Annotated in this window: 24 protein-coding genes and 1 tRNA gene; 13 read left to right on the top strand and 12 right to left on the bottom strand. The window is 50.8% G+C overall.

Features of this window, described 5'->3' with window-relative positions; all coding sequences use genetic code 11:
- Positions 1–49: 49 nt before the first annotated feature.
- From purK to ppiB, 4 genes are all read right to left on the bottom strand, one after another.
- Positions 50–1,117 (bottom strand): 5-(carboxyamino)imidazole ribonucleotide synthase, encoded by a 1,068-nt coding sequence (purK, locus tag ACRDCA_RS06940; protein WP_438688865.1) that lies wholly within the window; start codon positions 1,115–1,117, stop codon positions 50–52.
- Entirely contained in the window at positions 1,114–1,638 is a 525-nt protein-coding gene (gene purE, locus ACRDCA_RS06935) for a 5-(carboxyamino)imidazole ribonucleotide mutase (protein ID WP_438688864.1), read from the bottom strand. Before purE ends, purK begins: the two co-directional genes overlap by 4 nt.
- Before the next feature lie 132 nt (positions 1,639–1,770).
- Entirely contained in the window at positions 1,771–2,493 is a 723-nt protein-coding gene (locus ACRDCA_RS06930) for a UDP-2,3-diacylglucosamine diphosphatase (protein ID WP_438688863.1), read from the bottom strand.
- Between the two features lie 10 nt (positions 2,494–2,503).
- Positions 2,504–2,998 (bottom strand): peptidylprolyl isomerase B, encoded by a 495-nt coding sequence (ppiB, locus tag ACRDCA_RS06925; RefSeq protein ID WP_438688862.1) that lies wholly within the window; start codon positions 2,996–2,998, stop codon positions 2,504–2,506.
- A 286-nt stretch (positions 2,999–3,284) separates the two neighbouring features.
- Here ppiB and cysS point away from each other — a divergent pair, with 286 nt between their 5' ends.
- Positions 3,285–4,670, top strand: coding sequence for a cysteine--tRNA ligase (cysS, locus tag ACRDCA_RS06920; RefSeq protein WP_438688861.1), 1,386 nt, complete (start codon positions 3,285–3,287; stop codon positions 4,668–4,670).
- 60 nt (positions 4,671–4,730) lie between these two features.
- On the opposite strand, the gene ACRDCA_RS06915 is transcribed toward cysS, so the two are convergent.
- Positions 4,731–6,908, bottom strand: a complete 2,178-nt coding sequence (locus ACRDCA_RS06915) for an extracellular solute-binding protein (RefSeq protein WP_438688860.1) — start codon at positions 6,906–6,908, stop codon at positions 4,731–4,733.
- A 379-nt stretch (positions 6,909–7,287) separates the two neighbouring features.
- Between ACRDCA_RS06915 and ACRDCA_RS06910 the strand changes: the two genes are divergently transcribed.
- From ACRDCA_RS06910 to ACRDCA_RS06900, 3 genes are read left to right on the top strand one after another with little or no spacing between them, the layout of a single operon-like run.
- The gene (locus ACRDCA_RS06910; RefSeq protein ID WP_438688859.1) at positions 7,288–8,109 is read left to right on the top strand and encodes an MBL fold metallo-hydrolase; all 822 of its coding nucleotides are present in this window, start codon (positions 7,288–7,290) and stop codon (positions 8,107–8,109) included.
- A gap of 11 nt (positions 8,110–8,120) precedes the next feature.
- Entirely contained in the window at positions 8,121–9,347 is a 1,227-nt protein-coding gene (locus tag ACRDCA_RS06905) for an MFS transporter (protein ID WP_438688858.1), read from the top strand.
- A gap of 8 nt (positions 9,348–9,355) precedes the next feature.
- Positions 9,356–10,069, top strand: a complete 714-nt coding sequence (locus ACRDCA_RS06900) for an MgtC/SapB family protein (RefSeq protein ID WP_438688857.1) — start codon at positions 9,356–9,358, stop codon at positions 10,067–10,069.
- A 70-nt stretch (positions 10,070–10,139) separates the two neighbouring features.
- Here the strand turns inward: ACRDCA_RS06900 and ybcJ are convergent, their stop codons facing one another.
- Complete coding sequence (ybcJ, locus tag ACRDCA_RS06895; RefSeq protein WP_025121631.1) at positions 10,140–10,352, bottom strand: ribosome-associated protein YbcJ; 213 nt, start codon at positions 10,350–10,352, stop codon at positions 10,140–10,142.
- Between the two features lie 10 nt (positions 10,353–10,362).
- The gene (gene folD, locus ACRDCA_RS06890) at positions 10,363–11,229 is read right to left on the bottom strand and encodes a bifunctional methylenetetrahydrofolate dehydrogenase/methenyltetrahydrofolate cyclohydrolase FolD (protein ID WP_438688856.1); all 867 of its coding nucleotides are present in this window, start codon (positions 11,227–11,229) and stop codon (positions 10,363–10,365) included.
- Between the two features lie 442 nt (positions 11,230–11,671).
- On the opposite strand from folD, the gene ACRDCA_RS06885 reads away from it, so the two are divergent.
- Together ACRDCA_RS06885 and ACRDCA_RS06880 are read left to right on the top strand one after the other, a co-directional pair.
- Positions 11,672–11,748, top strand: a tRNA-Arg gene (locus tag ACRDCA_RS06885).
- A 397-nt stretch (positions 11,749–12,145) separates the two neighbouring features.
- On the top strand, positions 12,146–12,568 hold the full coding sequence (locus ACRDCA_RS06880) for a DoxX family protein (RefSeq protein WP_438688855.1): 423 nt from the start codon (positions 12,146–12,148) through the stop codon (positions 12,566–12,568).
- Positions 12,569–12,881: 313 nt separating this feature from the next.
- On the opposite strand, the gene ACRDCA_RS06875 is transcribed toward ACRDCA_RS06880, so the two are convergent.
- On the bottom strand, positions 12,882–13,817 hold the full coding sequence (locus ACRDCA_RS06875) for a LysR family transcriptional regulator (RefSeq protein WP_438688854.1): 936 nt from the start codon (positions 13,815–13,817) through the stop codon (positions 12,882–12,884).
- Between the two features lie 136 nt (positions 13,818–13,953).
- Here ACRDCA_RS06875 and ACRDCA_RS06870 point away from each other — a divergent pair, with 136 nt between their 5' ends.
- The 3 genes from ACRDCA_RS06870 to ACRDCA_RS06860 are packed head-to-tail and all read left to right on the top strand — an operon-like array spanning position 13,954 to position 16,142.
- Positions 13,954–14,607: a DUF3313 domain-containing protein gene (locus tag ACRDCA_RS06870; protein ID WP_438689024.1), complete on the top strand. Its 654-nt coding sequence runs from the start codon at positions 13,954–13,956 to the stop codon at positions 14,605–14,607.
- Positions 14,608–14,648: 41 nt separating this feature from the next.
- The gene (locus ACRDCA_RS06865; RefSeq protein WP_438688853.1) at positions 14,649–14,999 is read left to right on the top strand and encodes a DUF3302 domain-containing protein; all 351 of its coding nucleotides are present in this window, start codon (positions 14,649–14,651) and stop codon (positions 14,997–14,999) included.
- A 6-nt stretch (positions 15,000–15,005) separates the two neighbouring features.
- The gene (locus ACRDCA_RS06860) at positions 15,006–16,142 is read left to right on the top strand and encodes an HlyD family secretion protein (RefSeq protein WP_438688852.1); all 1,137 of its coding nucleotides are present in this window, start codon (positions 15,006–15,008) and stop codon (positions 16,140–16,142) included.
- Positions 16,143–16,245: 103 nt separating this feature from the next.
- Here ACRDCA_RS06860 and ACRDCA_RS06855 read toward each other — a convergent pair whose 3' ends face one another.
- Positions 16,246–17,667 (bottom strand): PLP-dependent aminotransferase family protein, encoded by a 1,422-nt coding sequence (locus ACRDCA_RS06855; protein ID WP_438688851.1) that lies wholly within the window; start codon positions 17,665–17,667, stop codon positions 16,246–16,248.
- A gap of 166 nt (positions 17,668–17,833) precedes the next feature.
- On the opposite strand from ACRDCA_RS06855, the gene ACRDCA_RS06850 reads away from it, so the two are divergent.
- The 4 genes from ACRDCA_RS06850 to ACRDCA_RS06835 all read left to right on the top strand — a co-directional run bounded on the left by ACRDCA_RS06850 (position 17,834) and on the right by ACRDCA_RS06835 (position 19,862).
- On the top strand, positions 17,834–18,073 hold the full coding sequence (locus ACRDCA_RS06850) for a DUF1127 domain-containing protein (protein WP_438688850.1): 240 nt from the start codon (positions 17,834–17,836) through the stop codon (positions 18,071–18,073).
- A gap of 126 nt (positions 18,074–18,199) precedes the next feature.
- Positions 18,200–18,406 (top strand): hypothetical protein, encoded by a 207-nt coding sequence (locus tag ACRDCA_RS06845; protein ID WP_438688849.1) that lies wholly within the window; start codon positions 18,200–18,202, stop codon positions 18,404–18,406.
- A gap of 977 nt (positions 18,407–19,383) precedes the next feature.
- Positions 19,384–19,515: a hypothetical protein gene (locus ACRDCA_RS06840; protein WP_438688848.1), complete on the top strand. Its 132-nt coding sequence runs from the start codon at positions 19,384–19,386 to the stop codon at positions 19,513–19,515.
- A gap of 104 nt (positions 19,516–19,619) precedes the next feature.
- Positions 19,620–19,862 carry a hypothetical protein gene (locus tag ACRDCA_RS06835; RefSeq protein ID WP_438688847.1) on the top strand — a complete coding sequence of 81 codons (243 nt, stop codon included), beginning with the start codon at positions 19,620–19,622 and terminating at the stop codon, positions 19,860–19,862.
- 117 nt (positions 19,863–19,979) lie between these two features.
- On the opposite strand, the gene ACRDCA_RS06830 is transcribed toward ACRDCA_RS06835, so the two are convergent.
- The 3 genes from ACRDCA_RS06830 to ACRDCA_RS06820 are packed head-to-tail and all read right to left on the bottom strand — an operon-like array spanning position 19,980 to position 24,324.
- Positions 19,980–21,311, bottom strand: coding sequence for an exo-beta-N-acetylmuramidase NamZ family protein (locus ACRDCA_RS06830; RefSeq protein ID WP_438688846.1), 1,332 nt, complete (start codon positions 21,309–21,311; stop codon positions 19,980–19,982).
- A 36-nt stretch (positions 21,312–21,347) separates the two neighbouring features.
- Positions 21,348–22,433 (bottom strand): hypothetical protein, encoded by a 1,086-nt coding sequence (locus ACRDCA_RS06825; protein ID WP_438688845.1) that lies wholly within the window; start codon positions 22,431–22,433, stop codon positions 21,348–21,350.
- A 19-nt stretch (positions 22,434–22,452) separates the two neighbouring features.
- The gene (locus tag ACRDCA_RS06820; RefSeq protein WP_438688844.1) at positions 22,453–24,324 is read right to left on the bottom strand and encodes a glycoside hydrolase family 3 protein; all 1,872 of its coding nucleotides are present in this window, start codon (positions 24,322–24,324) and stop codon (positions 22,453–22,455) included.
- Positions 24,325–24,406: the final 82 nt, after the last annotated feature.

The raw sequence follows: 24,406 nt of genomic DNA, 5'->3' as shown, positions 1-24,406 counted from the left end.
CGTACTCGATCGGTCCCCTCTCCCTGTGGGAGAGGGTTAGGGTGAGGGGCTATCCCAGCTTCTGCTGTGCCCAAGCCAAGCCGCTTTGATACTCGGCTGGCAGCAACGGAGCTAGCGCCTGCAATGCTTGCTGTATTGATGCGGCATCAGGATCGTTAAGATTCAGATGCCCGACCTTACGACCTTCACGCACCTCTTTCTCATACCAGTGCAGATGCACCAGCGGTAATGCCAGCCATTGCTGATCCACCGCTGTGCCAATCAAATTGACCATCACCGAGGGCGTGTTCACCACCGGCTTAGGCAACGGCAGCCCCAGGATGGCACGCAAATGCAGTTCAAACTGGCTGATGGAAGCGCCGTTTTGCGTCCAGTGGCCGCTGTTATGCACACGCGGAGCCAATTCGTTGATTAACAGGCTGTCACCGACGATAAAGCATTCCATCGCCATCACGCCCACGTAGTTCAACTCGTTGAGGATCGCGGCCAGCATCTGCTCGGCCTGCTGCTGCAACGCCGGGTTTGGCTGTGGTAGCGCCACGCTGGTACGCAGAATGCCGTCTTCATGCAGATTGTGGGTCAGCGGATAGAATACCGACTGGCCATCGTGACCACGGGCACCGACCAGCGACACTTCGCCAGAGAAATTGATCCCCTGCTCGACGATACATTCGCCATAGTTATCCGCCGGTAGCTCTGCCTCTTGACCAGGGCGCAGACGCCATTGGCCACGGCCGTCGTAACCCCCAACGCGGCGTTTAACAATCGCCAACTCGCCCAAGGTGGCGAACACATGGGGCCATTCGCTAGCGTTTGCCAGCAATTGCCAAGGGGCGGTGGCGAGATGGAGTTGATCGAGCAGTTGTTTCTGAGTTAGGCGATCGGCCAAACGCGGGAAAATATCGCGGTTGACGAAGTTGCTGTGGGTCGCCAACTCGCGGGTGAGGGCGGTTTCCGGCCAGCGCTCGATCTCTGCGGTGATCACCGCATTTTGATACGGCACCGCTTCCGGCTCGGCATCCAGACCAACGGGATAAACCGCAATTCCCAAGGGTTCACCGGCCTGACGCAGCATCCGCCCTAGCTGGCCGTTACCCAGTATGCAAACCGGCTTCATGCGTCCTCCCGTGGGTCCGGGTTATTCAGCACATCGTCGGTCTGAGCCTGACGCCACTGCTTCAAGCGTTGTGCCAGCCCGGCATCGTGCAGCGCCAGAATTTGTGCTGCCAGCAACCCCGCGTTTGCCGCACCGGCTTTACCGATGGCGAGTGTGCCAACCGGAATGCCACGTGGCATTTGTACGATGGAATACAGGCTATCGACACCGCTTAACGCGGCGCTTTGTACCGGCACGCCCAGTACCGGCACCAGCGTTTTGGCCGCCAGCATGCCCGGCAGATGAGCCGCACCGCCGGCACCGGCGATGATCACGTCAAAACCCATGGCGCTGGCATGTTCGGCAAAGCTGAACAGCTTGTCTGGCGTACGGTGGGCAGAGACAACTTCGACATGGAACGGGACATCCAGCAGGGTCAGAACTTCGGCCGCGGACTGCATAGTAGCCCAGTCACTTTTTGAACCCATTACGATTGCGATTTTAACCCCAGCGTTGGCGGCTGAAGTGGCGGTGGCTCCCATGAGTGCATGGCTCCTGTGAATTTGGACAAACGTCGGCTGGCAGGCCGTATGAGGGCGTAGAGCATATCATGGGTAACGGGCGAGGAAAACGGTTGCGTAGCCGGTTTTCACCAGCAAAACGCTGAACATGGCTTAAAAAGGGAACTGGATCAGCTCGACGGCTTCTGCCGTGACTTTAATCATTGAGCCTTCCGCATGCCAGGCACCCAGCACGGCACGATGGGCTTCACCGTCAGGTAATGCCAGCGGATGAATTGCCGGGCGATGAGTATGGCCGTGGATCATCCAGTGGACGTGATTGCGCAACATCGCCTGCTCAACGGCTTGCGGATTGACGTCCATAATCGCGGTGGATTTGTATTGGTTACTTTGCTGGCTACGCGCCCGCATTTTTGCGGCAATCTTCAATCGCCAGCGCAGAGGCAGTGCCAGAAAAGCGCGTTGGATCCAGGTGTTATGAACTTTTTTGCGGAATTCCTGATAGGCCTGATCGTCGGTGCACAGGGTATCGCCATGCAGGATCAGGATTTTGCGGCCATACAGCTCGACGACCTGCTCTTCCGGCAGCAGGATCATGCCGCTCTGCCTGGCAAAACGCTTGCCCAGCAGAAAGTCACGGTTGCCGTGAATGAAGTAGCAGGGCACTCCGGCCTGCTGCAACGCCTTTAGCGCGGTGGCAATTTCGCGATGTAATGGCTCAGGATCGTCATCACCAATCCAGGCTTCGAACAGGTCGCCCAAGATATAAAGTGCGTCGGCGCGAACGGCTTCCCGCTGCAAAAAACGCAGAAAACCGGCAGTAATTGCCGGTTCCTGTGCGCATAGATGCAGGTCTGCGATGAACAGCGTGCTCATGCAGCCGCGATTACTCGCTGACGGTAACGCTGGTGATCACCACGTCTTCAACCGGGACATCCTGGTGCATGCCGCTACGGCCAGTTTTGACGTTTTTGATCTTCTCGACCACGTCCATGCCTTCTGCCACTTCGGCAAATACGCAGTAACCCCAACCCTGTGCGTTTTCAGCACGGAAGTTCAGGAAGTCGTTATCCACTACGTTAATGAAGAACTGGGCGGTGGCAGAGTGTGGATCGTTGGTACGAGCCATTGCCAGGGTGCCACGGGTGTTTTTAAGGCCGTTGTTTGCTTCGTTCTTGATGGTTGCTTTGGTATCTTTCTGATTCATACCTGGTTCAAAACCACCGCCCTGAACCATAAAGCCGTTGATAACACGGTGGAAGATGGTGTTGTTGTAGAAGCCTTCACGGCAGTAGTTCAGGAAGTTTTCAACGGTAACCGGTGCTTTGTCTGCAAAGGTCTTGATAACGATATCGCCGTGATTGGTGTGGAAAGTAACCATAGTTTTAGTCCTAGCAAGATGAAATGAGCTGTCACATGGGAAGGCGTGTGAGCAATCAGACCGACTTTATAACATATCTCAATTAATCAGTCAGCAGTGGCTAGAGTGGCAGTTCTGCGGCAGAAATACCTGTGCTGTAGTCTTGCGTCAGGGGAGGATGTTTCCGATCTTGGGCCATTTTCTGTCGATCAATTCAGCAATCCTTGGGCTTGACCTTGCAATAGAGCAGCCAACGGGTTTCAATATGCGGATATATTTGTTATCACGCACACCACGGACAGCCCTGATGCTAAAGATTTTTAATACCCTGAGTCGTCAAAAAGAGGAATTTAAGCCCATTCATGCCGGTAAAGTCGGTATGTACGTGTGCGGGGTAACCATTTACGACCTGTGTCATATCGGCCACGGGCGTACCTTTGTTGCTTTCGACGTGGTAGCGCGCTATTTGCGCTATCTCGGCTATTCGCTGAACTACGTACGTAACGTGACCGATGTGGACGATAAAATCATTCGCCGTGCGGCTGAGAACGGGGAAACCTGCGATCAGCTGACCACGCGCATGCTGGCAGAAATGCACGCCGATTTTGATGCGCTGCTGATCGATCGCCCGGATCAGGAGCCGCGTGCCACCCAGCATATCGAAGAAATCATCGAGATCACCCAACGCCTGTTGGCGCGCGATCATGCCTACGTTGCCAGCAATGGCGACGTGATGTTCTCTATCGATAGCGATCCACAATACGGCCTGCTGTCTCGCCAGGATCTGGATCAGCTGCAAGCGGGTGCGCGCGTTGAAATCGACGACGTGAAACGCAACCCGATGGACTTCGTGCTGTGGAAAATGTCCAAGCCGGGTGAACCAAGCTGGGAGTCCCCGTGGGGCCCAGGCCGTCCGGGCTGGCATATCGAATGTTCGGCGATGAACTGCAAACAGCTTGGCACCCACTTCGACATTCACGGCGGTGGTTCCGATCTGATGTTCCCGCACCACGAGAACGAGATCGCCCAGTCCAGCTGCGCGCACGACGGCCCGTACGTCAACTACTGGATGCACTCCGGTATGGTGATGATCGATAAAGAGAAGATGTCGAAGTCGTTGGACAACTTCTTCACCATCCGCGACGTGCTGGGCTACTACGACGCCGAAACCGTGCGTTACTTCCTGATGTCTGGCCACTACCGTAGCCAGCTGAACTACAGCGAAGATAACCTGAAGCAGGCTCGTGCCTCACTGGAACGTTTGTACACGGCGCTGCGTGGCACCGATGCTAATGCCATACCTGCCGGTGGCGAAGTCTTCGAAGCGCGCTTCCGTGAAGCGATGGACGACGATTTCAACACTCCGGAAGCCTATTCTGCTCTGTTCGATCTGGCGCGTGAAGTCAATCGCCTGAAGAGTGAAGACATGGCGGCGGCAAACGGGTTGGCGGCAGAGCTGCGTAAACTTGCCAAGGTGCTGGGCTTGCTGCAACAGGAACCCGAGCAGTTCCTGCAAGGCGGCGCGCAGGCGGATGACTCGGAAGTGGCAGAGATCGAAGCGTTGATCAAACAGCGTAACGATGCACGTGCAGCCAAAGACTGGGCATTGGCAGATGCTGCCCGCGATCGGTTGAACGAGATGAACATCGTGCTGGAAGATGGCCCTCAGGGAACCAGCTGGCGTCGTAAGTAAGCTAAGAACTTATTAAGTTAAGAAAACCGGGTGGCGTTTGTCACCCGGTTTTTTTGTGTCTCAGGCATGAGCCTCGTTGAGCAGGCGCTGGTTGATGTAAGCAATAGCCTGCTCTGGGTCCATGATTTTGTTCACCACGTTTGTCACCCCCTGACCAATAATGATCTCCGCATGGCGCAGGTTAAACAACTCACCCTGTAATCCCCGGGATTCGCGGATGCCGCTGCTGGGATTATCCCTCAGCAAATTGAACCACGGATAGAGATGCAGGATACGCTGGTTTTGATAGATGCTGCGATGGGCACTGTTGCCGCCTAACAGCACCAGATGCTCGGTAATTTCTGCCGAATACAGCCAACGAAAGAACTGCTCTACCTGCGCTTTCTTATCACTGAAACGGGACATACCCAGTGAGCCACCACCCATTTGCGGGGTGTTGCCCGGAACGGGGGCGTAACCAATTGCGGGTGATATAGGGCTGTGAGCGACGTCGTTGAACAGATTCATATATATGATCAACATCGCCAACTGGCCCTGCTCAAATTGGGCCACCGAACTGTTCCACCATTCACTGTTCAGATTGGTAGTGACGGTAAGTTGCTGCTGATATTGCCGCAACGCTTCGACGGCCAATGCAAGCTCCAGTTGCACCGGTTTATCCTGGTGCACCAACCTGCCCCCCAGGGCGTAATAGCGCAGCAGATATTCGGTAGCAATCAGCCCTGAACTGCCAAGCGTGGTCGATGAGCCTACCGGACGTTGCGGGTTGCCGGATTGATGAATTGCGGTGAAAAAGGCCGTGATGTCATCAAACTCGTCAAAACTCGTCGGGATTTTCAGCTCTTTGCCCGATTTCTCATAAAACATGCGTTTGACCGTTGGGTCATCGAACAGGTCACGGCGATAAAACAGTAACTGGGTACTGGCATCAAACGGTAACGCATAGGCTTGGCCGTCGATCTGGCTGAAATGATGGCCGATTTCTGCTGAAAAGTTATTCAGCAAGTCTGGCAACTGTGGATCAATCTCCGCTAACGGCGTGAGGGCTTTTTCCGCAAACCAGGGCAGGCAGGCCATATCGATACGCAGTAAATCGTAGTACGGATGCAGATGCAGGTTCGAGAGGATTGCAAACACTTCATCATAAGGATAAACGGCGAGGTTAACCTTGATGCCGGACTGGCGATAGAAGTGCGGCAACAGCTTCTTCAGCGCATCGGTAGAGGGGCTTGGCAGGATCAGCATGTTCAGCGCCTCGGCCTGCTTTGACGTGGCAGGCGCGTAACTGACATCCAGAGCAAACCCACGATTCTCCAGCATCAGCTCGCCAGCTTGCGGCCCCGAACCACAGATATGGCGGGCAATTTCCAGACCCAGCCGGGCGTAATCCATTTGGTAGTTGTACTGATTGCTTACCACAGAGGGTTCATTGTCACTCAGTTGCCAGATCGGGGGGCAGGGGGCTGCGCTACCCAGATAGGCTGCCTGCGTAAGGCATCGGCCTTTCTCAGTATCTTGGGCAATCAGGATTTGTGGTGGCTGGTCAGCAAAAAAAGCAAACGCGGCGGTATGGCATTCGCTGGCCGGTGATGGCATGACCGTCAGCTGGGTCGATGGGCTTAGCTGCGCCAGCGTATTTTTCAACGCATCGACAAAGCAACGGCTGTTGGTATAAGTGAGAGGCTCACAAAGTACACCTACATGTGCAGGCCGATCGCGGGCGACCTCAGTGGCAATTGCCTGACCCGCCTGACCAAAATCCAGACTGAACTTGGCCTGCGCCTGCGTTGGATGGCGATAAACAAACAGGATCTGTTCCGCTGGCAACCGCAGCGTCTGGTAATAACTCTCACTGTCGGCCAGACAAGAGACGGTAACGATGGTTTGGTAGGATTTTGCCGCCAGCGTTTGCAAGATATCCGTTTCGGCAGAGGGGAGATCGTTGGTGACGTAAAGATCCAGAGCGCCTGGGAAAGAGGATTGTAATGATTGCTGGAGCCCGCGGTAGAGCTGGTGATATTGCTCGTTGTTGATATCGGGCAGGATCAGCGCTACGCCACTGTTTTTACTGGCACGCAGTGACTGTGCCTGGGCATTGATCTGATATCCCATCTGCTGGGCAGCCCGTTGAACCGCCTCGATCTTCTCTACGCTGACGTTGCCGCGCCCGTTCAGGACGTTGGAAGCGGTGCCGTGTGATACCCCCGCCAGCTTTGCTATATCCTTGATAGTTGCCATTTTTCCTACCGCCTTGATCGACCTGTTTCGATGCTAACACCGGCATGGTCGCTTCGCTATCTCGATTTCCCTGTAATTGTAAAATTTGGATCGTTCCACACATTGTTGAGCGTTATTTATGCTTTTAACCGTTCTGTTAAATAAAAAAGAAAAGCGACTTAAATTTAACTTGTTGTTATTTTTTGTTTTTATAATTAATTGATTTTTATTGATATTTAATTAAATACTTTGAAGCCGATCACCAATGTCGCTTGCGTCGGTAACCGTTTTTTATCCTCAGGATTATGATTGACACGTTCCAAAATCAACTTCGTGGCTCGGTTTGCCGCAAGGGTTAGGAACGATAGGTCAGTAATTTACTGAATAAAAAGGATAAAAAATGAAAATACATTTCCTGGGATCGGCTGCCTCTGAAGGGATCCCCAATCCGTTTTGCCGCTGTGAACATTGCCAACAGGCCCGTTTCCTGAAGGGGAAAGATCTGCGTACCCACTCCTCGGCGATTGTTGATGATGTGATGCTGATCGATGTCGCTCCCGAGTTTAGCCAACAGCTGTTACGTGATGGGTTGGACGCGAGTGGCATTACCGATCTGCTGTTCACCCATACACATCCAGACCACTTCAACGTCGGTGAGCTGTTTAGCCGGATGGAGGGTTACGGTTTCAATATCGATCACCCGCTGGAGATTTTTGGTAATGACCGGGCGATCAACGGTTGTGCTGCGGTATTGCCGGGCTATAGCAAACAGCGCTTTGCTTTCCACTGCCTGGTGCCGTTCGTCACCGTCGAAAGCCATGGCTACAAAATCACACCGCTGCTGGCCAACCATGCCAAGTGGGAGCTGTGCTACGTGTATGTGATCGAAAAAGACGGCCAGACGATTTTCTATGGCCATGACTCTGGCTGGTTCCCGGAACTGACCTGGCAGTGGCTAGAGGGTAAAGCGTTGGATTTGGTGGTGCTGGAATGCACCTACGGTTTCAACGGCGACGATCGCACTGACAACCATATGAGCCTGGAAACCGTTTTTGCCGCCCAGCAGAAACTGCGTGCGATGGAATGTCTGCATGCTGGCAGCCAGATCGTGGTGTCGCATATTTCTCACAGCGGCAAATTGCTGCATGAGGAGTTGGTAGCGGCCTGCCGCGATAAAAACATCACCGTCGCTTATGACGGCCTGATCGTTAACGTGGCGTAGGGGGAGATCTCATGGACTTTAACAAGACTCCTCGCCTGCTGATCATGATGTTCGTGCAGTATTTTATGCAGGGCGCCTGGAATATGACGATGGGCCTGGTGCTGAGCACCTACGGCATGGCCGCCATTATCGGTTCATCCTATGCGCTGCTGGGATTGGCGACGATACTTTCGCCGCTGTTTATCGGCATGGTCGCCGACCGCTTCTTTGCTTCGCAGAAAGTCATGGGGATCCTGCACCTGATAAACGCCGGAGTGATCCTGTGTGTGCCGCAGTTTATTGAAGCGCAGGACACCACCATGACGTTGGTGATGATCTTCCTGGTCGGCTTGCTGTTCTATCCGACCACCGCGCTGGCTAACAGTATCAGCTTCAGCCATATCAACGGCGTGAAGTATTTCCCGGTGATCCGTGTGTTTGGCACCTTCGGCTTTATGGTGATAGGGTTCATCATCGGGCAGATGGGATATTCCGGCGATACCATGACCTGGTACATTGCTTCGGCTGCCGGGGTGGCATTGGGGCTGTACTGCTTTACTCTGCCGGATACACCGCCGAAGGCCAAGGGTAGCAGCTTCGCCCTGCGTGACTTGCTGTGCCTGGATGCGCTGGCATTATTCAAAGATCGCAATTTCTCCATTTTAATGCTGAGCATCTTTGTATTGATGATCCCCAAAACGGCCTATTCCGCCTATATTCCGGTGTTCCTGAAAGCGCTCGGGTTTGATAACGCTGCCTCCATGATGCAGGTGGGGATCGCCTGTGAAGTGGTGTTTATGTTCCTGCTTTCGTTCTTCCTGCTGAAAGCGGGCTTCAAGGTGACGTTGATGATGGGGGCGGTGTGCTGGATCATTCGCTCGGTGCTGTTCTCCCAGGCCGCGCTTGATGCCAACATGACGTTTGTTTTGATTGGCCTGATGCTGCAAGGGTTCTGCTGGGACTTCTTTTTTACGGTCGGGGATATCTATGTTGACCGCAAAGCGCGGCCAGAAATTAAAGCTCAGGCACAGAGCCTGCGCTTTATCGTCTCTAATGGCTTTGGCTTGCTGTTCGCTTCCACCATTTGCGGCCAGATCTTCAACAACACCGTGACGGAGCAGGGGCCCCAGGCATTGCCGCAGTGGGAAAGCTTCTGGCTGTTCTCGGCGATCATCGCCGCTGTGGTTTCGCTATTCTTCTTTATTTTCTTCAAGGACGATCTTTCCAAAGAGAAAGTACTGAAGCCCGCTCAGCAATAGGGAGCAACATGGACAGCCTGTTATCGGTGCTGGGCGGGTTAGGGCCGCTCCATCTGGCGACGGTAGGCAAGATCGTCGCGGCGTTTGTTCTGGGGGGCGTGATTGGTCTGGAACGCGAATCCAAAGGTAAGCCCGTTGGATTTAAAACCTGCGTGATTATTGCCGTTGCCAGTTGCGTATTAACGGTGGTGTCGATCCAGTCTGCGGAGTATTACGCCGAGATATCCGTCAATATCCGCAGCGACCCGATGCGGCTGGCCGCCCAGATTATCAGTGGGGTCGGCTTCCTGGGGGCCGGTGTCATCTTGCATCGTCGTGATGATGCGATTTCTGGCCTGACGACCGCCGCGATCGTCTGGGCATCGGCGGGCGTCGGGATTGCCTGTGGAGCCAGTTTCTATCTGCATGCGTTATTGGCGACGGCGCTGTTTTTGTTGGCGATAAAGATCAGCCCCTATATTTTCTTGCTGCAATCAAGGAACCAGCACCTGGGGAAGGTCAAGGTACGTCTGATACTCGATGAGAAGGAAGGGCTGCCCTGCCTGATGAGCCAGCTTAACCAGCAGAGAAACCTGATCGATGCGATGACGATACGCGACATCAAAAGACACAAGATTGAAGTGAACTTCAAGCTGACGGTAAGGAAAAGGATGACTCTGGATGAGTTGTACAACATGTTGTGCGGGATTGACCATGTGTGCTCGGTTGCCTTGGATCATTAGGCCGCTTTAGCGGATCAAAAATGCCGGGTAGCTTGGCTGACCCGGCATTTTTTTCTTGGCGCTTGAACAATCAGGCTTTAACCGTGACGCTCATGCCTTTGTAGCTGACCTTCTGGCCATCAACGATCTTGCAGCGCTTACGCGTTTCGACCTGACCGTCTACTTTGACCTGCCCATCGGCGATCACTTCTTTCGCGGCACCGCCGCTGTCGCACCAGCCCTGGAACTTCAGCAGGTCGCACAGTTCGACGTGAGGGTGACTTTCCAGATTAAAAATTTCCATACTGCCTTACTTATTTAGGTTGAACGTCGTGAAATTCCTCGCAGGCTTGCAAGGTATTTTGGATCAGTGTAGCAACGGTCATGGGGCCGACGCCACCTGGAACCGGGGTAATGTAGGCCGCGCGTTCGCTTGCGGCTTCAAAGTCTACGTCGCCGACTACTTTACCACTTTCCAGACGGTTGATGCCGACATCGATCACGATCGCGCCCGGTTTGATCCAATCGCCAGGAATAAAGCCCGGTTTGCCCACGGCGACGATCAACAGATCGGCGTTTTCGATATGGTGACGCAGGTTCTTGGTGAATCGATGCGTAACGGTGGTGGTACAGCCGGCCAGCAACAGCTCCATACTCATTGGGCGGCCAACGATGTTGGAAGCGCCGACGACCACGGCGTTCAGGCCATAGGTATCGATGTTGTAGCGTTCCAGCAGAGTGACAATGCCACGTGGGGTACAAGGGCGCAGTTTGGGCGCACGCTGGCACAGACGGCCAACGTTATACGGGTGGAAACCGTCCACGTCTTTATCCGGGCTAATGCGCTCCAGCACCTTCACGTTATCAATGCCCGCAGGCAGTGGGAGCTGTACCAGAATGCCATCAATTTCTTGGTCGGCGTTTAATCGCTCGATCAACGCCAGCAATTCAGGTTCGGTGGTGGAGGCAGGCAGATCGTAAGAACGGGAGATAAAGCCCACTTCCTCACAGGCCTTGCGCTTGCTGGCGACATAAATCTGCGAAGCCGGATTCTCACCAACCAGTACCACCGCCAGGCCCGGCGCGCGCTTGCCAGCGGCCAGACGTTGTTTCACTTGCTCAGCTACTTCGTTTCTAACCTGCTGAGCAATCGTTTTGCCATCAATAATCTTTGCTGCCATCAGTGAGGAAATCCATCATTTAAGAAAAGCGGGGGATGGCGCTATTTTGTCAGAAGAGAGGCGCGCTGTCAGGCTTTGGATCGGGGTTATGTTGAGAATAAGCACACGATTGCGTCGTGGTTGATGTTTTTTTACGGCAATGGAATGATCCTCGACGTTTTTTATCTCCATTGTCTTCATCTTCAACTCATGGTCACCAGCATACTGAGCAATGGCCTTTCAAGCCGTAGGTCTAAGGGATAAGGTGGGGGAGAGGAGGCGCTTTGAGTGGATATTTACTTAATCAGATCATCGCGTTAGCTTGGCTTTTAACGGTTTATTTGTGCGAAAAATCACCATAAAGCACGCTGTTGGCCAGCACACCAACAAAATGCATTGACTCGTTGACCTCTGACCGTATAATCCAACTCCGCAACTTCGGTTGCCGCATCCGCATTTCAATGCGCCCTTAGCTCAGTTGGATAGAGCAACGGCCTTCTAAGCCGTAGGTCACAGGTTCGAGCCCTGTAGGGCGTACCATCAAATTTCAATGAGTTACGTAATCTTCAATTCAGCCTGAGCCTCTCTGCGTACCGTATTTGTGTCGCAAACATCCAAAGATGTAGTCAATGGGCCTGGTGTCTGGTTAACCAATGAAAGGCGCAGTCAGTGTCGATCATGGGCAATGCAAAATCCTGCCATATCTTCACTTAACCTTATCAATAAAACACCTCAGCCAATACATAGTGTGCATCACCGCCGGTTGTGTGGCACGGGCATGCGTCATGGTCAGCACTTTAGGAATGGCTTATAACCGTTGGTTTTTATGAAAATTTATTTATTGTGTTGGATCAAGGTTTACCATCAATTTCGTTTGTAAAAATGCTACCTAGGATTAGATTGATTACGATTATCACTAACTCTTAATAGGTGCAATATGGTGAATTGGTTCAATCGCGTAATGGATCGCCAGGATCTGGGTAAGTTCATCCTGCGTCTGGCATTCGGCATTATGATGATATTCCATGGATGGCATAAGCTGATCGGCGGCATCGATTATATACAGGGGCTACTGGTGCAGCATGGGCTACCAGGGTTTATCGGTTACGGTGTTTTCATCGGCGAGTTGGTGGCACCCGTGTTGATCATTCTGGGGATTTTTACCCGCCCGGCTGCGTTGGTATTTTCATTTACCATGCTGGCGGCCTACCTGCTGATCGATCCCGGTAAGGCGTTGATGCTGACGAAGGTAGGGGCTTGGGGCGCAGAAGATATGGCCGTGTATTTCTTTGCTGGGCTGGCCATCGCCTTCCTTGGTAGCGGCCGCTATTCGGTGATGAAGAATTCGAATTGGCGTTGAGGGCTGCCGGAAAAGCCGCGTTTAAAAGACAGGGGGCGCACATTGGTTCGCCCCTTAATTGGGGAGATATTTTTTTACGATATACATCAATCAGCTAGAACGTTTACAATAGCGTAAAATTCACTCGAAATGGATTTCTATGGGTAATATCAGCAAGGCTAAACGGGTGTTAGATGAAAACACCAAGGTGCTGTATGGCATCTTTGCCATCATTAGCGGTTCTGGCTAGTAAATTTTTTCACTCGTACTACAGATGCCCTGTTGTGCGGCTAACCTTAACGCAGGTCTAGATGCAATTGCAGAGTACCCCCCACTAGATCAAACGCTGCTCATGCAATTGCATATTATGCATAATGCTATCCATCATCACCTGAACCCTATGGGGCAACACCCCACGCTGACGATAAATCAGAAAGGCTTGCATATCGATACAGCGCTCGCGTTCAATGCAAGGCAACAGTGAACCTGATTCCAGCGCAGAAGCGACGGAGTAGTAGGGGGCATAAACAATGCCCAGCCCCTGTTTTGCCAGCTCGATGGCCGGTAGAATATTGTCGCATATGCTGCTACCGGTGACTGCCACCTGCATCAATTGGCCCTGCGAGCTATAGCTGCTCCAGATATTGTTGCTCCCTCCCAGCACCCGCAAGGTAATGCAGCGATGCTCTTTCAGCTCTGTTGGTTCGACCAGAGGCGCGTTAGCGATATAGCTAGGCGATGCAAACAAGCCGACGCGGAAACGGGTTAAGGGCCTGGCGATCAGGCTTTCATTTTGCGGTTGGAAGAAGCTGATTAGCAGATCGCAGTCACTGTCGAAAACGGCCCCGTACTTTTTCTCACGTTCATCCGGATTGCGGGTTACTAAATCGACGATCAGTTCGGGGTATTCGCGCAGTAAGGGGGGCAGCAGATAACGGGTCAGGAACGAATGGATGCCGATTGGTGCGCCGAGTGTCACTGTGCCGTTCAAGCTGCGTTTATAAGTACCCGACATATCGAGCAGGTTGCTATGTTCATCTAATAGCTGAGTGGCCCGACGTAAAAAATCTTCGCCAAACTCGGTCAAAGACAGCGTGCGCGGAGAGCGTAAAAAGATCTCCAGACCAAGTCGTCGCTCCAGGGCTGTCAGGGTTCGCGACACATTTGACTGCGGCATATCTAACCGTTGAGCGGCCTTGCTGATGCTGGCCGTCTCGGCGACGTAGCGGACGATCCTGAGTTCGTCGATCTTGAAGTCTTTTGGTTTCACTCTGCTCGCCAGTCTGATTCTGTATATCAAAAATGATATACACTTTTGACGGTATTGTCATATGACTTATCAGTAACTAGTGGGTATTATTTTGAACCATTATTTGCTATGTATTAAATTAATATTGGGAATTATGATGAGAATAACGCGTGCGACCATTTTGCCTTTGGTATTAATTCTGGCAGCCTGTTCATCCACGGTCACTGAAAAGGAAAGATACTCAAGATTCCTGAATGATTACAATGATATTACTAAAGGTACATCAGCCTCTGGCAAGGACGTCTTATATTGGAAAGAGACTAACGTTGACTTTGCTAAATACAAATATTTGGTTTACCAGCCGATGATCTACTTCCCTCGGCCGAAACCCACTGAAATGGTAAGCCAGAGTACACTGGATAATATCCTGAACTATACCAACCAGCAGTTTAGGCAGGCGATGGCGTCTCATTTTATCTTAGAGGATATGCCGCGTGAAAATACGCTTATTTTTCGCGGGGCTATAACGGCTATCGATATGCAGAAAAAGGGGCTTCAGGTGTATGAGGTACTGCCAATCACACTTCTGATCGCTGCAACACAGAGTGTGACGGGGCACCGCACCATGGAGAGTTCCGTTTATATGGAAGGCGAGTTTATCGATGCTTCGACCAATCAGCCAGTTATCAAAGTGGTGCGAAAAGCCTCCGGAAATAATTTGAATAATGAAAAATCAAAATTGACAGTGAAAGAGGTTAAAAACGCTATCGATATCATTGCTAAAGACATTAAAGAGTATAAGGCGGCATAAAATCCCGATGAGTTATTCAGCGTAATCAACCAGGGTGTAGCATGTTTCTAGATTATTTTGCTTTAGGCGTATTAATCGCCGTGTTTTTTATTTTATTTTATGGTGTGATTATTATCCATGATATTCCTTATTTGTTGGCCAAGAAGCGGCAACACCCTCATCAAGATGCCATTCATGTAGCGGGCTGGGTTAGCCTGTTTACCCTACATGCTATTTGGCCACTGCTGTGGATCTGGGCAACATTATATCGACCAGAGCGGGGATGGGGTATGGCTGCAAGGGCTGAGCAACCTGAAGTGTTGCAAGCGCGAATTCATCAGTTACAAAGCGAGTTGCAGCGCATGCAGATGCCTGTTGCAGATGAAAGCTCGTTGTCTGATAAAGGTAGTTGAAAAGGTATGGATCTCTTAATTATTCTCAGCTACGTTGCGCTGAGCTACGGCGTATTCAAACTGTTCCGTATCCCAATCAATAAATGGACCGTACCGACCGCAGTACTTGGCGGTATTTTTATCGTGGGTGCTTTGATTCTGGGGATGAATTACAACCATCCATATACCTATCGAGCACAGAAAATCGCTATTTCAGTGCCTATTGTTCCCCAGGTATCGGGAGTGATTGTCGAGGTCACGAATAAGACCAATATGTTATTGCATAAAGGGGATGTGCTGTTTCGCCTTGATGACACCCGTTACCGTGCCCGGCTGAACAAACTGCAGGCAGATCTTGCCAGTACACAAGCGGATGTCAGAACACGGCAGGCTGCGTTGCAAGAGTCTTCAGCCAATGTGCAGCGGGTTTATGCCGAGTATGAACGAACCCGCAAAGATTATCTGCGCTATGCTAAAGGCGCGACAATGGCAGTGAATCCTTTTTCTGAACAAGACATCAGCCATGCCCAGCAGCAGTTCCAAGCGCAATCTGCAGCGCTGCAGGTTGCCAAGTCTCAGCATCAGCAGGCGCGGGAACGGCTTTCGGGCAACTACAACGGTGAGGATGCTCGCATCGCCAGCCTGAAATCACAGATTGCAGAGGCGACCTACAATTTGGAACAAACGACCGTTCGAGCACCAAGCGATGGTTACGTCACTCAAGTGCTGGCAAGGCCAGGCACGACGGCAGTGCGTCTGCCGTTCAAACCGGTGATGACTTTTATTCCGCAGCAAAAACGGCAGGTGGTGGCGGTATTCCGTCAAAACTCGATCTTGCGTTTAACCCAGGGCGACAAGGCTGAGGTGGTATTTAACGGTTTGCCCGGGAAAATCTATGGCGGCTCGGTAACGCGGGTGCTGCCTGTGGTACCCAGCGGCAGCTATCAGGCCAGCGGTGTATTGCAGGGGCTAAATCTCGGCGCTCAGCAAGAGGGGGTTTACGTGATGATTGATTTGGACCCTGTTCCAGACCTCGATAAATTGCCTGATGGGGTCACTGCGCAGACTGCGGTCTATACCGAGCACTTTGAGCATCTTTCCATCATGCGCAAGGTCCTGTTACGTATGACCAGTTGGCTACATTATCTCTATCTGGATCACTAACGGTTAGTTGTACCAAAGGATCGTGCTGCAGACACAAAAAAGCCCGCAATGTGAATTGCGGGTTCAGATTGCTGTAGTGGAACCCATCAACTCTCGGCATTCATTATTTAAGGTTTTCCAGCATTTCATAAATCGTTTTCCCCACCTTCTGGATCGCCCGCTCAATCTCACTGGTCATGGGTTTGCTGTAACTGAGCCGCAGGCAATTGCGGTATTTTCCCGCCGCAGAACTGATAAAGCCGACGGCAATCTGTACGCCCTGTGGCAACAGACAGCGGTTCAGCCGCAGGCTATCGAATCCATAAGGCAGCTCAACCCACAGCATAAAGCTGCCTTGCGGCCTGCTCAGGCAAGTATTCGGTGGGAAATACTTCATGATCCAGCCCGTCATAATGTCGCAATTACGCTGATATTGGCGGCGCATACGGCGTAAATGCTGGAGGTAATGCCCTTGCTTGATAAATTCAGCCATTGCCAGCTGTGGTAACGTGGGAACCCGCCCGGCAGAAATGTATTTCATATGCAGTGCTTTTTCCAGGTAACGCCCTGGCGCGATCCAGCCCACGCGCAAACCGGGCGCAACGGTTTTAGAGAAGGAACTGCACAACAATACGCGACCATCATCATCAAATGAGGCGATGGTCGGTGGACGAGGGTATTGATAAGCGAGTGCGCCATATACATCGTCCTCAATAATGGCAACGTCATAGCGTTGGGCCAGCGTCAACAGCGCTTTCTTGCGCTCATCCGGCATGTTGTAACCCAGCGGATTATTGCAGGTCGGGGTCAGTTGGATGGCCTTGATCGGCCACTGATCCAGCGCCATTTCCAACGCTTCCAGGCTGATCCCCACCACCGGGTCAGTGGGGATTTCTATCACCTTCATCCCCATTCCTTTCAGGGTCTGCATTGCGCCATGAAAGCTGGGTGAATCCACCGCCACGATGTCGCCAGGCTGGCAAACGGCCCCTAAGGCAATAGCCAGTGCGCCATGGCAGCCAGAGGTGATGATGATATTTTCTGCCGACTGATGATTGCCGCTGTCCAGCATCAGGCGGGCAATCTGCTCACGCAACGCCAGGGTGCCGTAAATACTGTCGTAATCCAGCACTTCCTCGCTTTGGTGCAGGCTGATACGGGCGAGCAAACGGCTGAGTATTTTCAGGCCAGGGCCAGAAAGGTCGGGCGTGCCGACACCCAGATGCAGTACATCTTTTTGAGTGCTCCCCCGTAAAAACTCCAGCGTATTTTCCCACTGGGATATCTCGACCGGTCTTTGTGCATGGCTGCATAGCGCAGGTAAAGCTGGCAGGTTTGAGCTACAACGCACGAAGTAGCCCGATTTCGGCCGCGCTTCGATCAGCATGCACTCTTCAAGCTGCCGGTACGCCTGTTGTACGGTGCTGATACTGACCCCATGCTCGTCGCTCAACACACGAACCGAAGGCAACCGCTCTCCGGCAACATACAGCCCTTCTTTGATGCGCTGGCTAAGAATATCGGCCAATTGTTGGTAGCGAGTCATTGATATCACCTGATAAAGAGAGAGGGACCAGTACAGATGGCGCTGATTTTGGCCATTCAGACTGTTTATCACATATCTGTATGGAAATAATAGCCGACTTTTGCATCTGTCAGGTTTTTCGCCAAAGTATCATGCTAATGGCTCAGCTACTAACGGGGAGTCGATAATGAGCAATGTGATTGAAAATCAAATGAATGAAAACGGTTTATCGGCTGCGCGAGCAACACGGAAACGCCGTAATATTGTTGTCCATTTATGGTTGAAAGCATACAGATGGGTAAATCGTTGGAATGAGCGGCGCAAAGCCGCCAATACGCTGGCAAGGCTGAATGGCGATCAGTTAAAGGATATTGGCTTGCATCGAGATGATATCAAGCGTGACTACAGCCGTCCTTTTTGGCGCTGAGAATAAGAAAAAGTGGAAGTCATTCCTCTGTTCGTTAGGTTGTTCGCCGCCAGGGCGATACCGATCGGTGGCTTATCGCTCGGCTAGCTGGTACGGTATCACCTTGATGGAAAGCAAGGACATGGAATGTTAGAGAGTATTGGTGAGCTACTGCACATGGTGTTCAGAGTGATTGTTGGGACGGCTTCATTTTTGCTGGAAGTTGTCTGCGAAATTGGGGATGTCCTGCATATCTCTGGCTCTGGCAAAAGGCGCAAGCGGGGCGGGAAGTTAATCCCGGTGTTGGTGTTTTTGGCCGTTCTGGGTGTGATCTGCTGGTGGCTGTTTTATTAAAGCGTCTGGTTGACTATTCGACGCCTGTTTCACAAGAACCCTTAACCCTAACCGCTGCCTGGGCTTTTGCTGAGGTGTCGTGTGCTACATTAATTTCTTTTCAGGGAGGAAGAGCCAAAAAATGATCCATAACCCTACGCCACTGCTTATATTTCTTTTTCTAGTGTATGTTGTAATACCTCTGTCAGTGATCCTGATTGTTATCGGTTTATTCCGAAGAAAAAGAAAGAAAAGCGGAGTAAGGAGGCTGATAGGGTCCGGCCTTGGTATGCTCGTATGGGCAGTAGTGTGCATTAAGTATTGGTTATGACTTACGGATTGCCTTAGCGCTACTAAAACTGCCAATTGACTCCTTCATCAGAACCTCCCACAACTGATAGTTCTCGATCTGCCAGCGAAGACTGGCCAATCTCACTTAATCACAAATTTTTACAGCAATCCTGGTTGAAACCTTGCAATTTATGAGGTATTTATAAGGTAAGCTTATGGATGGGGTGATTGCAAAATGGAGTGGTTAGTTTTTGGTTTTATTTTACTGGTAATTATTGCGGCGATATTTAAACCGCGTCGCTGTGATGTCTGTAATATTAGTTTCAAGAGAAAATATTTTACCTGGGAGATAGATGGTAAGAAGCAGCATCTGTGTCCTAATTGCAATAGCCAAATGAATAGACGGCAAAGTACACGGCGATTTAAGGATCGATTTGGCTAATCCGTGGGGCGCTCCTGATTATAATGTCGAAAAATCGACCTATGAATCAGCCATCAGCGTGAATGCTATCTATACAATAATTACCATAATAAATTATTACTTCTTGAATAAAATACCGAGAGGGATAAATCCTGTTTGCATTCTTTGACCCGCAATTGAGTGATGACTGCATTTCTAGGGAACAATCCATTTAAAAATTGGCCTGAAATGGCCATATTCAGCGGCGGATAATTTCGCTATGTATTGACTGTCAAAGGAGAGAAGTATGGGACTTAAAACGGGTCCAAAACCAATTGCAGAATCAACCGGTAAAGAGGATAAAAGACGTCGAGTCACGCCAGAGAACAAGCAGAAGCATCCAGATTTGAAAGAGCATGAGCACAAAAAAGGCGACTGACAAACTATCTCGCTAGGGAGGAAGGATGGCTTAATGATGCTATCCCCACACTCATGGAAAATTTAGGCGCTGTAACAGCGCCTATGAACAAAGGATTATCTACTATGTCCAAGTCCGATCATGATTTTGTAAACACGGGTAAAGCAGAGCAGTATGAATTAGAGGACTGGCTATACAAGCGCCACGGGTTCTCTAAAAAACAAGATAATGTGGATAAACTGATAGATATCATCAATACCAAAGTAAAAAACGAAAGTACTGCTGATAACATCACCTGGGCTGAACTCGATGAAGCCTTGAAGAACAATCCTGACTGGTTCAAGTCATTGGTTGCTATTGGCCAGTAACACCAATCAGGTTGTTCTTTCCGTCTGTCCATGCCAGCCAGACGGATTTATCTAAGTAATCGCATAAAACTGCTCGGCTGAGGGGGAGCATCCCCACACTACGTTATTCCAGCCTCGCTAAGGGTAAAGCTTATATTTCTCCCGCAGTTGCAAATAACTATCCACCTCAGGCTGCCACTGAGCCTCGATAAAATTGACCGTTTCATCAACGGACAGCTTTCTATCGCTGGCATCATTGAGCAACGTCACCAGTTTGCTGGTACCGGTGAGCTTGGCTAACCAGGTCGGGCGGATTAAAAAGAACTCCTCCTGATAATCCAGGTACTGCGCCTCTTTTGCCGCTGGGATCACCATCGCAAAGCCTGCATGTTGAAACTTGAACCACCAGTCGACCAGGTAACGGATCGTCGGCTTAACCTGGCTGATATCGGTGCCGGTAAAAATCTCACCACACACCTCTTTCCCTGCCTGTGGCCAACCGGTTTTCTGCTGGTTGCTATCGACCTGATAGCAGGTATTGACGTAAAACTGGCGCGTAGGAAAACCCAGTTGTTCAAACGGATGATCGGAACCTCTGCCCATATTGACGCTGGTGGCTTCAAACAGGCCCAGAGAAGGGTAAAGCTGAATAGCCAAATCGCTGCGCAAGTTCGGTGATGGCCGCACTGGCAGTGAATACGGTGTGTCATGCGTATAGTTAGCCATGCCGATCACCATCAGGTCTTTAGCGGGAAACTGATACTCTTTGATACCAAAAGCCTGCCGGTTGGTATCGTTGAAATTCGTCAACCAACCTTCGCCAGTGATCATGCGGGCAAACTCGCCGGAGGTGAGCCCATGGACCATCGGTATCGGGTGCATGCCAATGCCTGAGATGTTCTGTTCCTCAAGAATGGGGCCATACACATGGCTGCCGAGCGGGTTGGGCCTGTCAAATATCATCATTTGCTTATGGTATTTTTGCAGGCTTTCCAGCATATGGTGCAGGGAGATGGTGTAGGTAAAGAAGCGAACGCCAACATCCTGCAAATCGTAAATCACGATATCGACATTGGCTAACTGCGCCTCGGTGGGATGAGCACGAGCCCGCCCATCTTCATCCCGGCCATATAAAGAAACGATTGGCAGGCCGCTGTTTTTATCGAGATGATTATCGTCACCCAGTCCGGCATCCGCGTTGCCGCGGATACCGTGTTCCACCGAGAACAGGGTCGTCACGGTAAACTGATATTTATCTTGCTCAGAGAGCAGTTTATCGATGGTATGGCGGCCCTGTTTATTGATTGAGCTTTGATTCACCATCAGACCTACCCGCTTGTTTTTAAGCAGTGGCCCATAGGTTTGTTCCTGATCGACGCCGAGTACGATGCCAGGTACAGCGCTGGCATGGCCAGCGCTGAGGGCAAACGATGCGCACAGGAATAATACCGTTTGCAGCAGGTATCTCATTCCTTATTTCCCTCTATTAATGGGATCAAATATCCGTCAGAAGTTATGCCGCAGTTCCAGCGCCCAGAACCAGAAGTTGTTGCTGGTCTTATCACCGTTCATCCAGGTTTGTTCCGGGCGATAGTAACTGTCGACAAACAGCGACGTCTGTTTGGTAAATGGATAGATCGCCTGGAAACCATAGCGGCTGCGGTCCTTCTCTTTATACACCGTCTCCTGGTTTCTGGAGTCGCGGAAGCTTTGCGTCCCTTTGGTCAGCGCCAGCCGGGTATAAGGCATTAACATCACGCCATTATCGAGCTTGTAACGGTAAATCGCCCACAGGAAATGTTCCTTGTTATACAGCGTATTGACCAATTGCTCATCGATATACAGATAGTTGAGCCAGAGGGAGTTTTTCTGGTTAAAGGTAAAATTCGCCCCTGCGAAGTGCTCATTGATCTGGCTCCAGTCGCGTTTGTAGACCCCGTAATCGCCTTTGGCCCGCGCATAGTCCAACTTGCGGTCAATCAGGCGGAAGGAGAGGCTGGCATTAAAGCTCAGGCTATCAGAATATTTGTAGTATGCCTGTGGACGGATCCAGATCTCGTGCCGTTCCTCGCCCTTGCGGATATCTCCTTTATACTCCGGTGCTGCCAGCGCCGGGTTGCTGATGGACGGGAAATGCCAGTTGTCGTTACGGTAGCCCAGGCGCAGTTTGGTGTTGCCACTTTTACCTGCCAGGGTGAAAGGAAACGTTCTGGTGACGCCCGCTTGCCAGCGTGTACGGTCATATTCTGGCGTATTGTCCAGATAGGTTTTCAAAAATTGAACGTCATACATCCACAATGAATCATTCTGGTAAATAAAGGCACCGACATAAGGCGAGGTTGCTACGCTGCCGCGGATATATTTCCAGCGATCGTCACTGTCTATCTCTTGCTCGGTGCCAATATAGGTATCGAAGCGCCAGGTTTGTTGATGCACTTTATCCTGTGCTGCTTTCTTTTCTTGTTCTATTTGCTGAATACGCTTATTGAGTTTAATGATCTCCTGATCATAATCTGTCTCAGACTCATCAGCCAATACCGGTTGCGCCAGGAAAATGGCACTGAAAATCACTAGCCCTGTTAAGATCTTCATGTTTTACCTTCAGAGATTTTTATAATGCTGTTAATCCGTAACCGCGAGGGTAGAGTACATCTTTGTTATCTGGGGTTTTAATATCTACCGGTAATTTACCGCGAGCTGTGGCGAGAATATCTTCTTTTCCGGCTGGACCCTGGAACAGGGTTCTTAAGCCACTGCGAATATTGGTTTCCAGGCTGTTGCGCACGTTATTGGTCACATCAAAACCGGTAATACCATAAATCGCAATATTGGCCTTTACGTCAGATAAATAGGCGATGTCGTACGGGTTGCGCGTCGCAATCACCACCAGAGGAATATTTTTCTTATTGGCGACGTCGATGATCCGCTGTGCATTGGCCGGATTTAACTTCAGATTATAGGTGGCCAGAATAACAAACTGCCGATCTTGCAGTAGCTGTTCAATTTCTGCCGTTGTTAACTGGTCTTGATCCAGTTTAACTACCTGATCCTTGATGTTTAATTCTACCTTCAGCTCATTGGCAATCTGATTCAAATGCTTCTTGATGAGCTCATTGCGTGGGCCTTCATCCGAAAATACCATGATGCTGTTTTGCGCTTTCAGTGGATAAGGCAGGACGCCTTCATTTTTGATCAGCGTAATGGCCTGTTCTGAAATGGCATTTTCCAGATCCTTGTGCGCCTTGGAAGCGACAATAGTTTCAGCCTTGGCTGCATCATGAGGCGCTGGGGAGATGCGCTTATTCAGTTTGGTGTAAATTACGCGCCGGGCAGAATCCTCAATGCGTTGCTTAAACACCGGATCTTTTTCTGCTTCAGCCTGCAAATAAGCGTACAGTTCGCCGAGTTGTTCAATGCTGGCGTTGTCTTTAATGCCGATTGGCATCAACACAATGTCATTACCGGCTAAAATCGCCTGCTTGATTGACCAGTGGCGATCAAAATTACCGGTAATCGCCCCCATATCCATCGCATCCGTCAGGATCAGGCCGTTAAATTTCAGTTGATTGCGCAAGGTATCGGTCAGGATCGCCTTGGACAAGGTAGCCGGAGTACCGATTTTTTCGCCCTTGATGTTGGTCAGGATGGTGCTATCGAGCGCGGGTACCACGACATGAGCGGTCATGATGGCATCGGTAGCTGGCATGACATCGACAAAGGGTTGCAGTTCGGTCTGCTGCCATGAAGCCTTATCCGTATTGACGCTGGGTAAAGCAAAGTGGGTATCGGAAGCAACGTTACCGTGACCAGGGAAATGCTTCAAAGAAGTGAGGACCGGGTATTGGTGAATACCTTCGATATAGCTGCGGGCTAATTTTCCTACCAGAATAGGATCGTCGGAGTAAGAGCGGACGCCGATCACCGGATTATTCTGGTTATTATTGACGTCCACCACCGGGCCAAAGTTAAAGTTAAACCCGAGGCTGGTTAACTCATAACCATGGATATTCCCGGCTTGCTTGGCCAGGTCAGCGATACCCGTAGCCCCCAGAGCCATATTCCCCGGCATCTCGGTGCCAACGCGTAGACGTGTGACATAGCCGCCTTCCTGATCGGTGCTGATAAACAGCGGTAAATTATCGCGTGCGCTCTGGAAGTTATTAATCAACTCAACCGTTTGCGGGGTATTAATCAGGTTTTCACGGAACAGGATCACCGAACCCAAATGATAGTCGGCGATCATTTTACTGACGTTGGCATTCATCTCGGTAAATGGGGTTTTAGTTTCGCTGCTGTTTTCATCCCAGGAACGAATATCAACCATTAACATTTGACCGATTTTTTCTGCCAAACTCATGTTGGCTATGAGCTGCTCTGCCGCATTCTGCGGTGAACGCCACATCTCTTTAAGTTGGTTATCTGGAATGGCGGCAGCATAGCTTCCTGCGCTAAATAGAAACATAGCCGGTATTATTTTTTTCATGAGATCACTCCGAGGTATCAATTTCCGGCGATTGTACATTCCAAAACGCTTAATAAAGTGATAATTATCACAGTTGATCGAT

The sequence above is a fragment of the Serratia sp. (in: enterobacteria) genome (genome assembly GCF_051654945.1).
GTDB lineage: Bacteria > Pseudomonadota > Gammaproteobacteria > Enterobacterales > Enterobacteriaceae > Chania.
Note: the sequence above shows the minus strand (reverse complement) of the source record. Positions and strands in the feature narration are given on the sequence as shown.

Excerpts from the sequence above, each read along its gene's own strand:
- ACRDCA_RS06820 (WP_438688844.1), bottom strand. The coding sequence starts at position 24,324 with ATGAAAAAAATAATACCGGCTATGTTTCTATTTAGCGCAGGAAGCTAT.
- ybcJ (WP_025121631.1), bottom strand. The coding sequence starts at position 10,352 with ATGGAAATTTTTAATCTGGAAAGTCACCCTCACGTCGAACTGTGCGAC.
- ACRDCA_RS06870 (WP_438689024.1), top strand. The coding sequence starts at position 13,954 with ATGAGAATAACGCGTGCGACCATTTTGCCTTTGGTATTAATTCTGGCA.
- ACRDCA_RS06840 (WP_438688848.1), top strand. The coding sequence starts at position 19,384 with ATGGGACTTAAAACGGGTCCAAAACCAATTGCAGAATCAACCGGTAAA.
- ACRDCA_RS06860 (WP_438688852.1), top strand. The coding sequence starts at position 15,006 with ATGGATCTCTTAATTATTCTCAGCTACGTTGCGCTGAGCTACGGCGTA.
- ACRDCA_RS06905 (WP_438688858.1), top strand. The coding sequence starts at position 8,121 with ATGGACTTTAACAAGACTCCTCGCCTGCTGATCATGATGTTCGTGCAG.
- purK (WP_438688865.1), bottom strand. The coding sequence starts at position 1,117 with ATGAAGCCGGTTTGCATACTGGGTAACGGCCAGCTAGGGCGGATGCTG.
- ACRDCA_RS06850 (WP_438688850.1), top strand. The coding sequence starts at position 17,834 with ATGAGCAATGTGATTGAAAATCAAATGAATGAAAACGGTTTATCGGCT.
- purE (WP_438688864.1), bottom strand. The coding sequence starts at position 1,638 with ATGGGAGCCACCGCCACTTCAGCCGCCAACGCTGGGGTTAAAATCGCA.
- ACRDCA_RS06880 (WP_438688855.1), top strand. The coding sequence starts at position 12,146 with ATGGTGAATTGGTTCAATCGCGTAATGGATCGCCAGGATCTGGGTAAG.
- ACRDCA_RS06825 (WP_438688845.1), bottom strand. The coding sequence starts at position 22,433 with ATGAAGATCTTAACAGGGCTAGTGATTTTCAGTGCCATTTTCCTGGCG.
- folD (WP_438688856.1), bottom strand. The coding sequence starts at position 11,229 with ATGGCAGCAAAGATTATTGATGGCAAAACGATTGCTCAGCAGGTTAGA.
- cysS (WP_438688861.1), top strand. The coding sequence starts at position 3,285 with ATGCTAAAGATTTTTAATACCCTGAGTCGTCAAAAAGAGGAATTTAAG.
- ACRDCA_RS06930 (WP_438688863.1), bottom strand. The coding sequence starts at position 2,493 with ATGAGCACGCTGTTCATCGCAGACCTGCATCTATGCGCACAGGAACCG.
- ACRDCA_RS06855 (WP_438688851.1), bottom strand. The coding sequence starts at position 17,667 with ATGACTCGCTACCAACAATTGGCCGATATTCTTAGCCAGCGCATCAAA.
- ACRDCA_RS06835 (WP_438688847.1), top strand. The coding sequence starts at position 19,620 with ATGTCCAAGTCCGATCATGATTTTGTAAACACGGGTAAAGCAGAGCAG.
- ACRDCA_RS06900 (WP_438688857.1), top strand. The coding sequence starts at position 9,356 with ATGGACAGCCTGTTATCGGTGCTGGGCGGGTTAGGGCCGCTCCATCTG.
- ACRDCA_RS06845 (WP_438688849.1), top strand. The coding sequence starts at position 18,200 with ATGTTAGAGAGTATTGGTGAGCTACTGCACATGGTGTTCAGAGTGATT.
- ACRDCA_RS06830 (WP_438688846.1), bottom strand. The coding sequence starts at position 21,311 with ATGAGATACCTGCTGCAAACGGTATTATTCCTGTGCGCATCGTTTGCC.
- ACRDCA_RS06915 (WP_438688860.1), bottom strand. The coding sequence starts at position 6,908 with ATGGCAACTATCAAGGATATAGCAAAGCTGGCGGGGGTATCACACGGC.
- ACRDCA_RS06910 (WP_438688859.1), top strand. The coding sequence starts at position 7,288 with ATGAAAATACATTTCCTGGGATCGGCTGCCTCTGAAGGGATCCCCAAT.
- ACRDCA_RS06865 (WP_438688853.1), top strand. The coding sequence starts at position 14,649 with ATGTTTCTAGATTATTTTGCTTTAGGCGTATTAATCGCCGTGTTTTTT.
- ppiB (WP_438688862.1), bottom strand. The coding sequence starts at position 2,998 with ATGGTTACTTTCCACACCAATCACGGCGATATCGTTATCAAGACCTTT.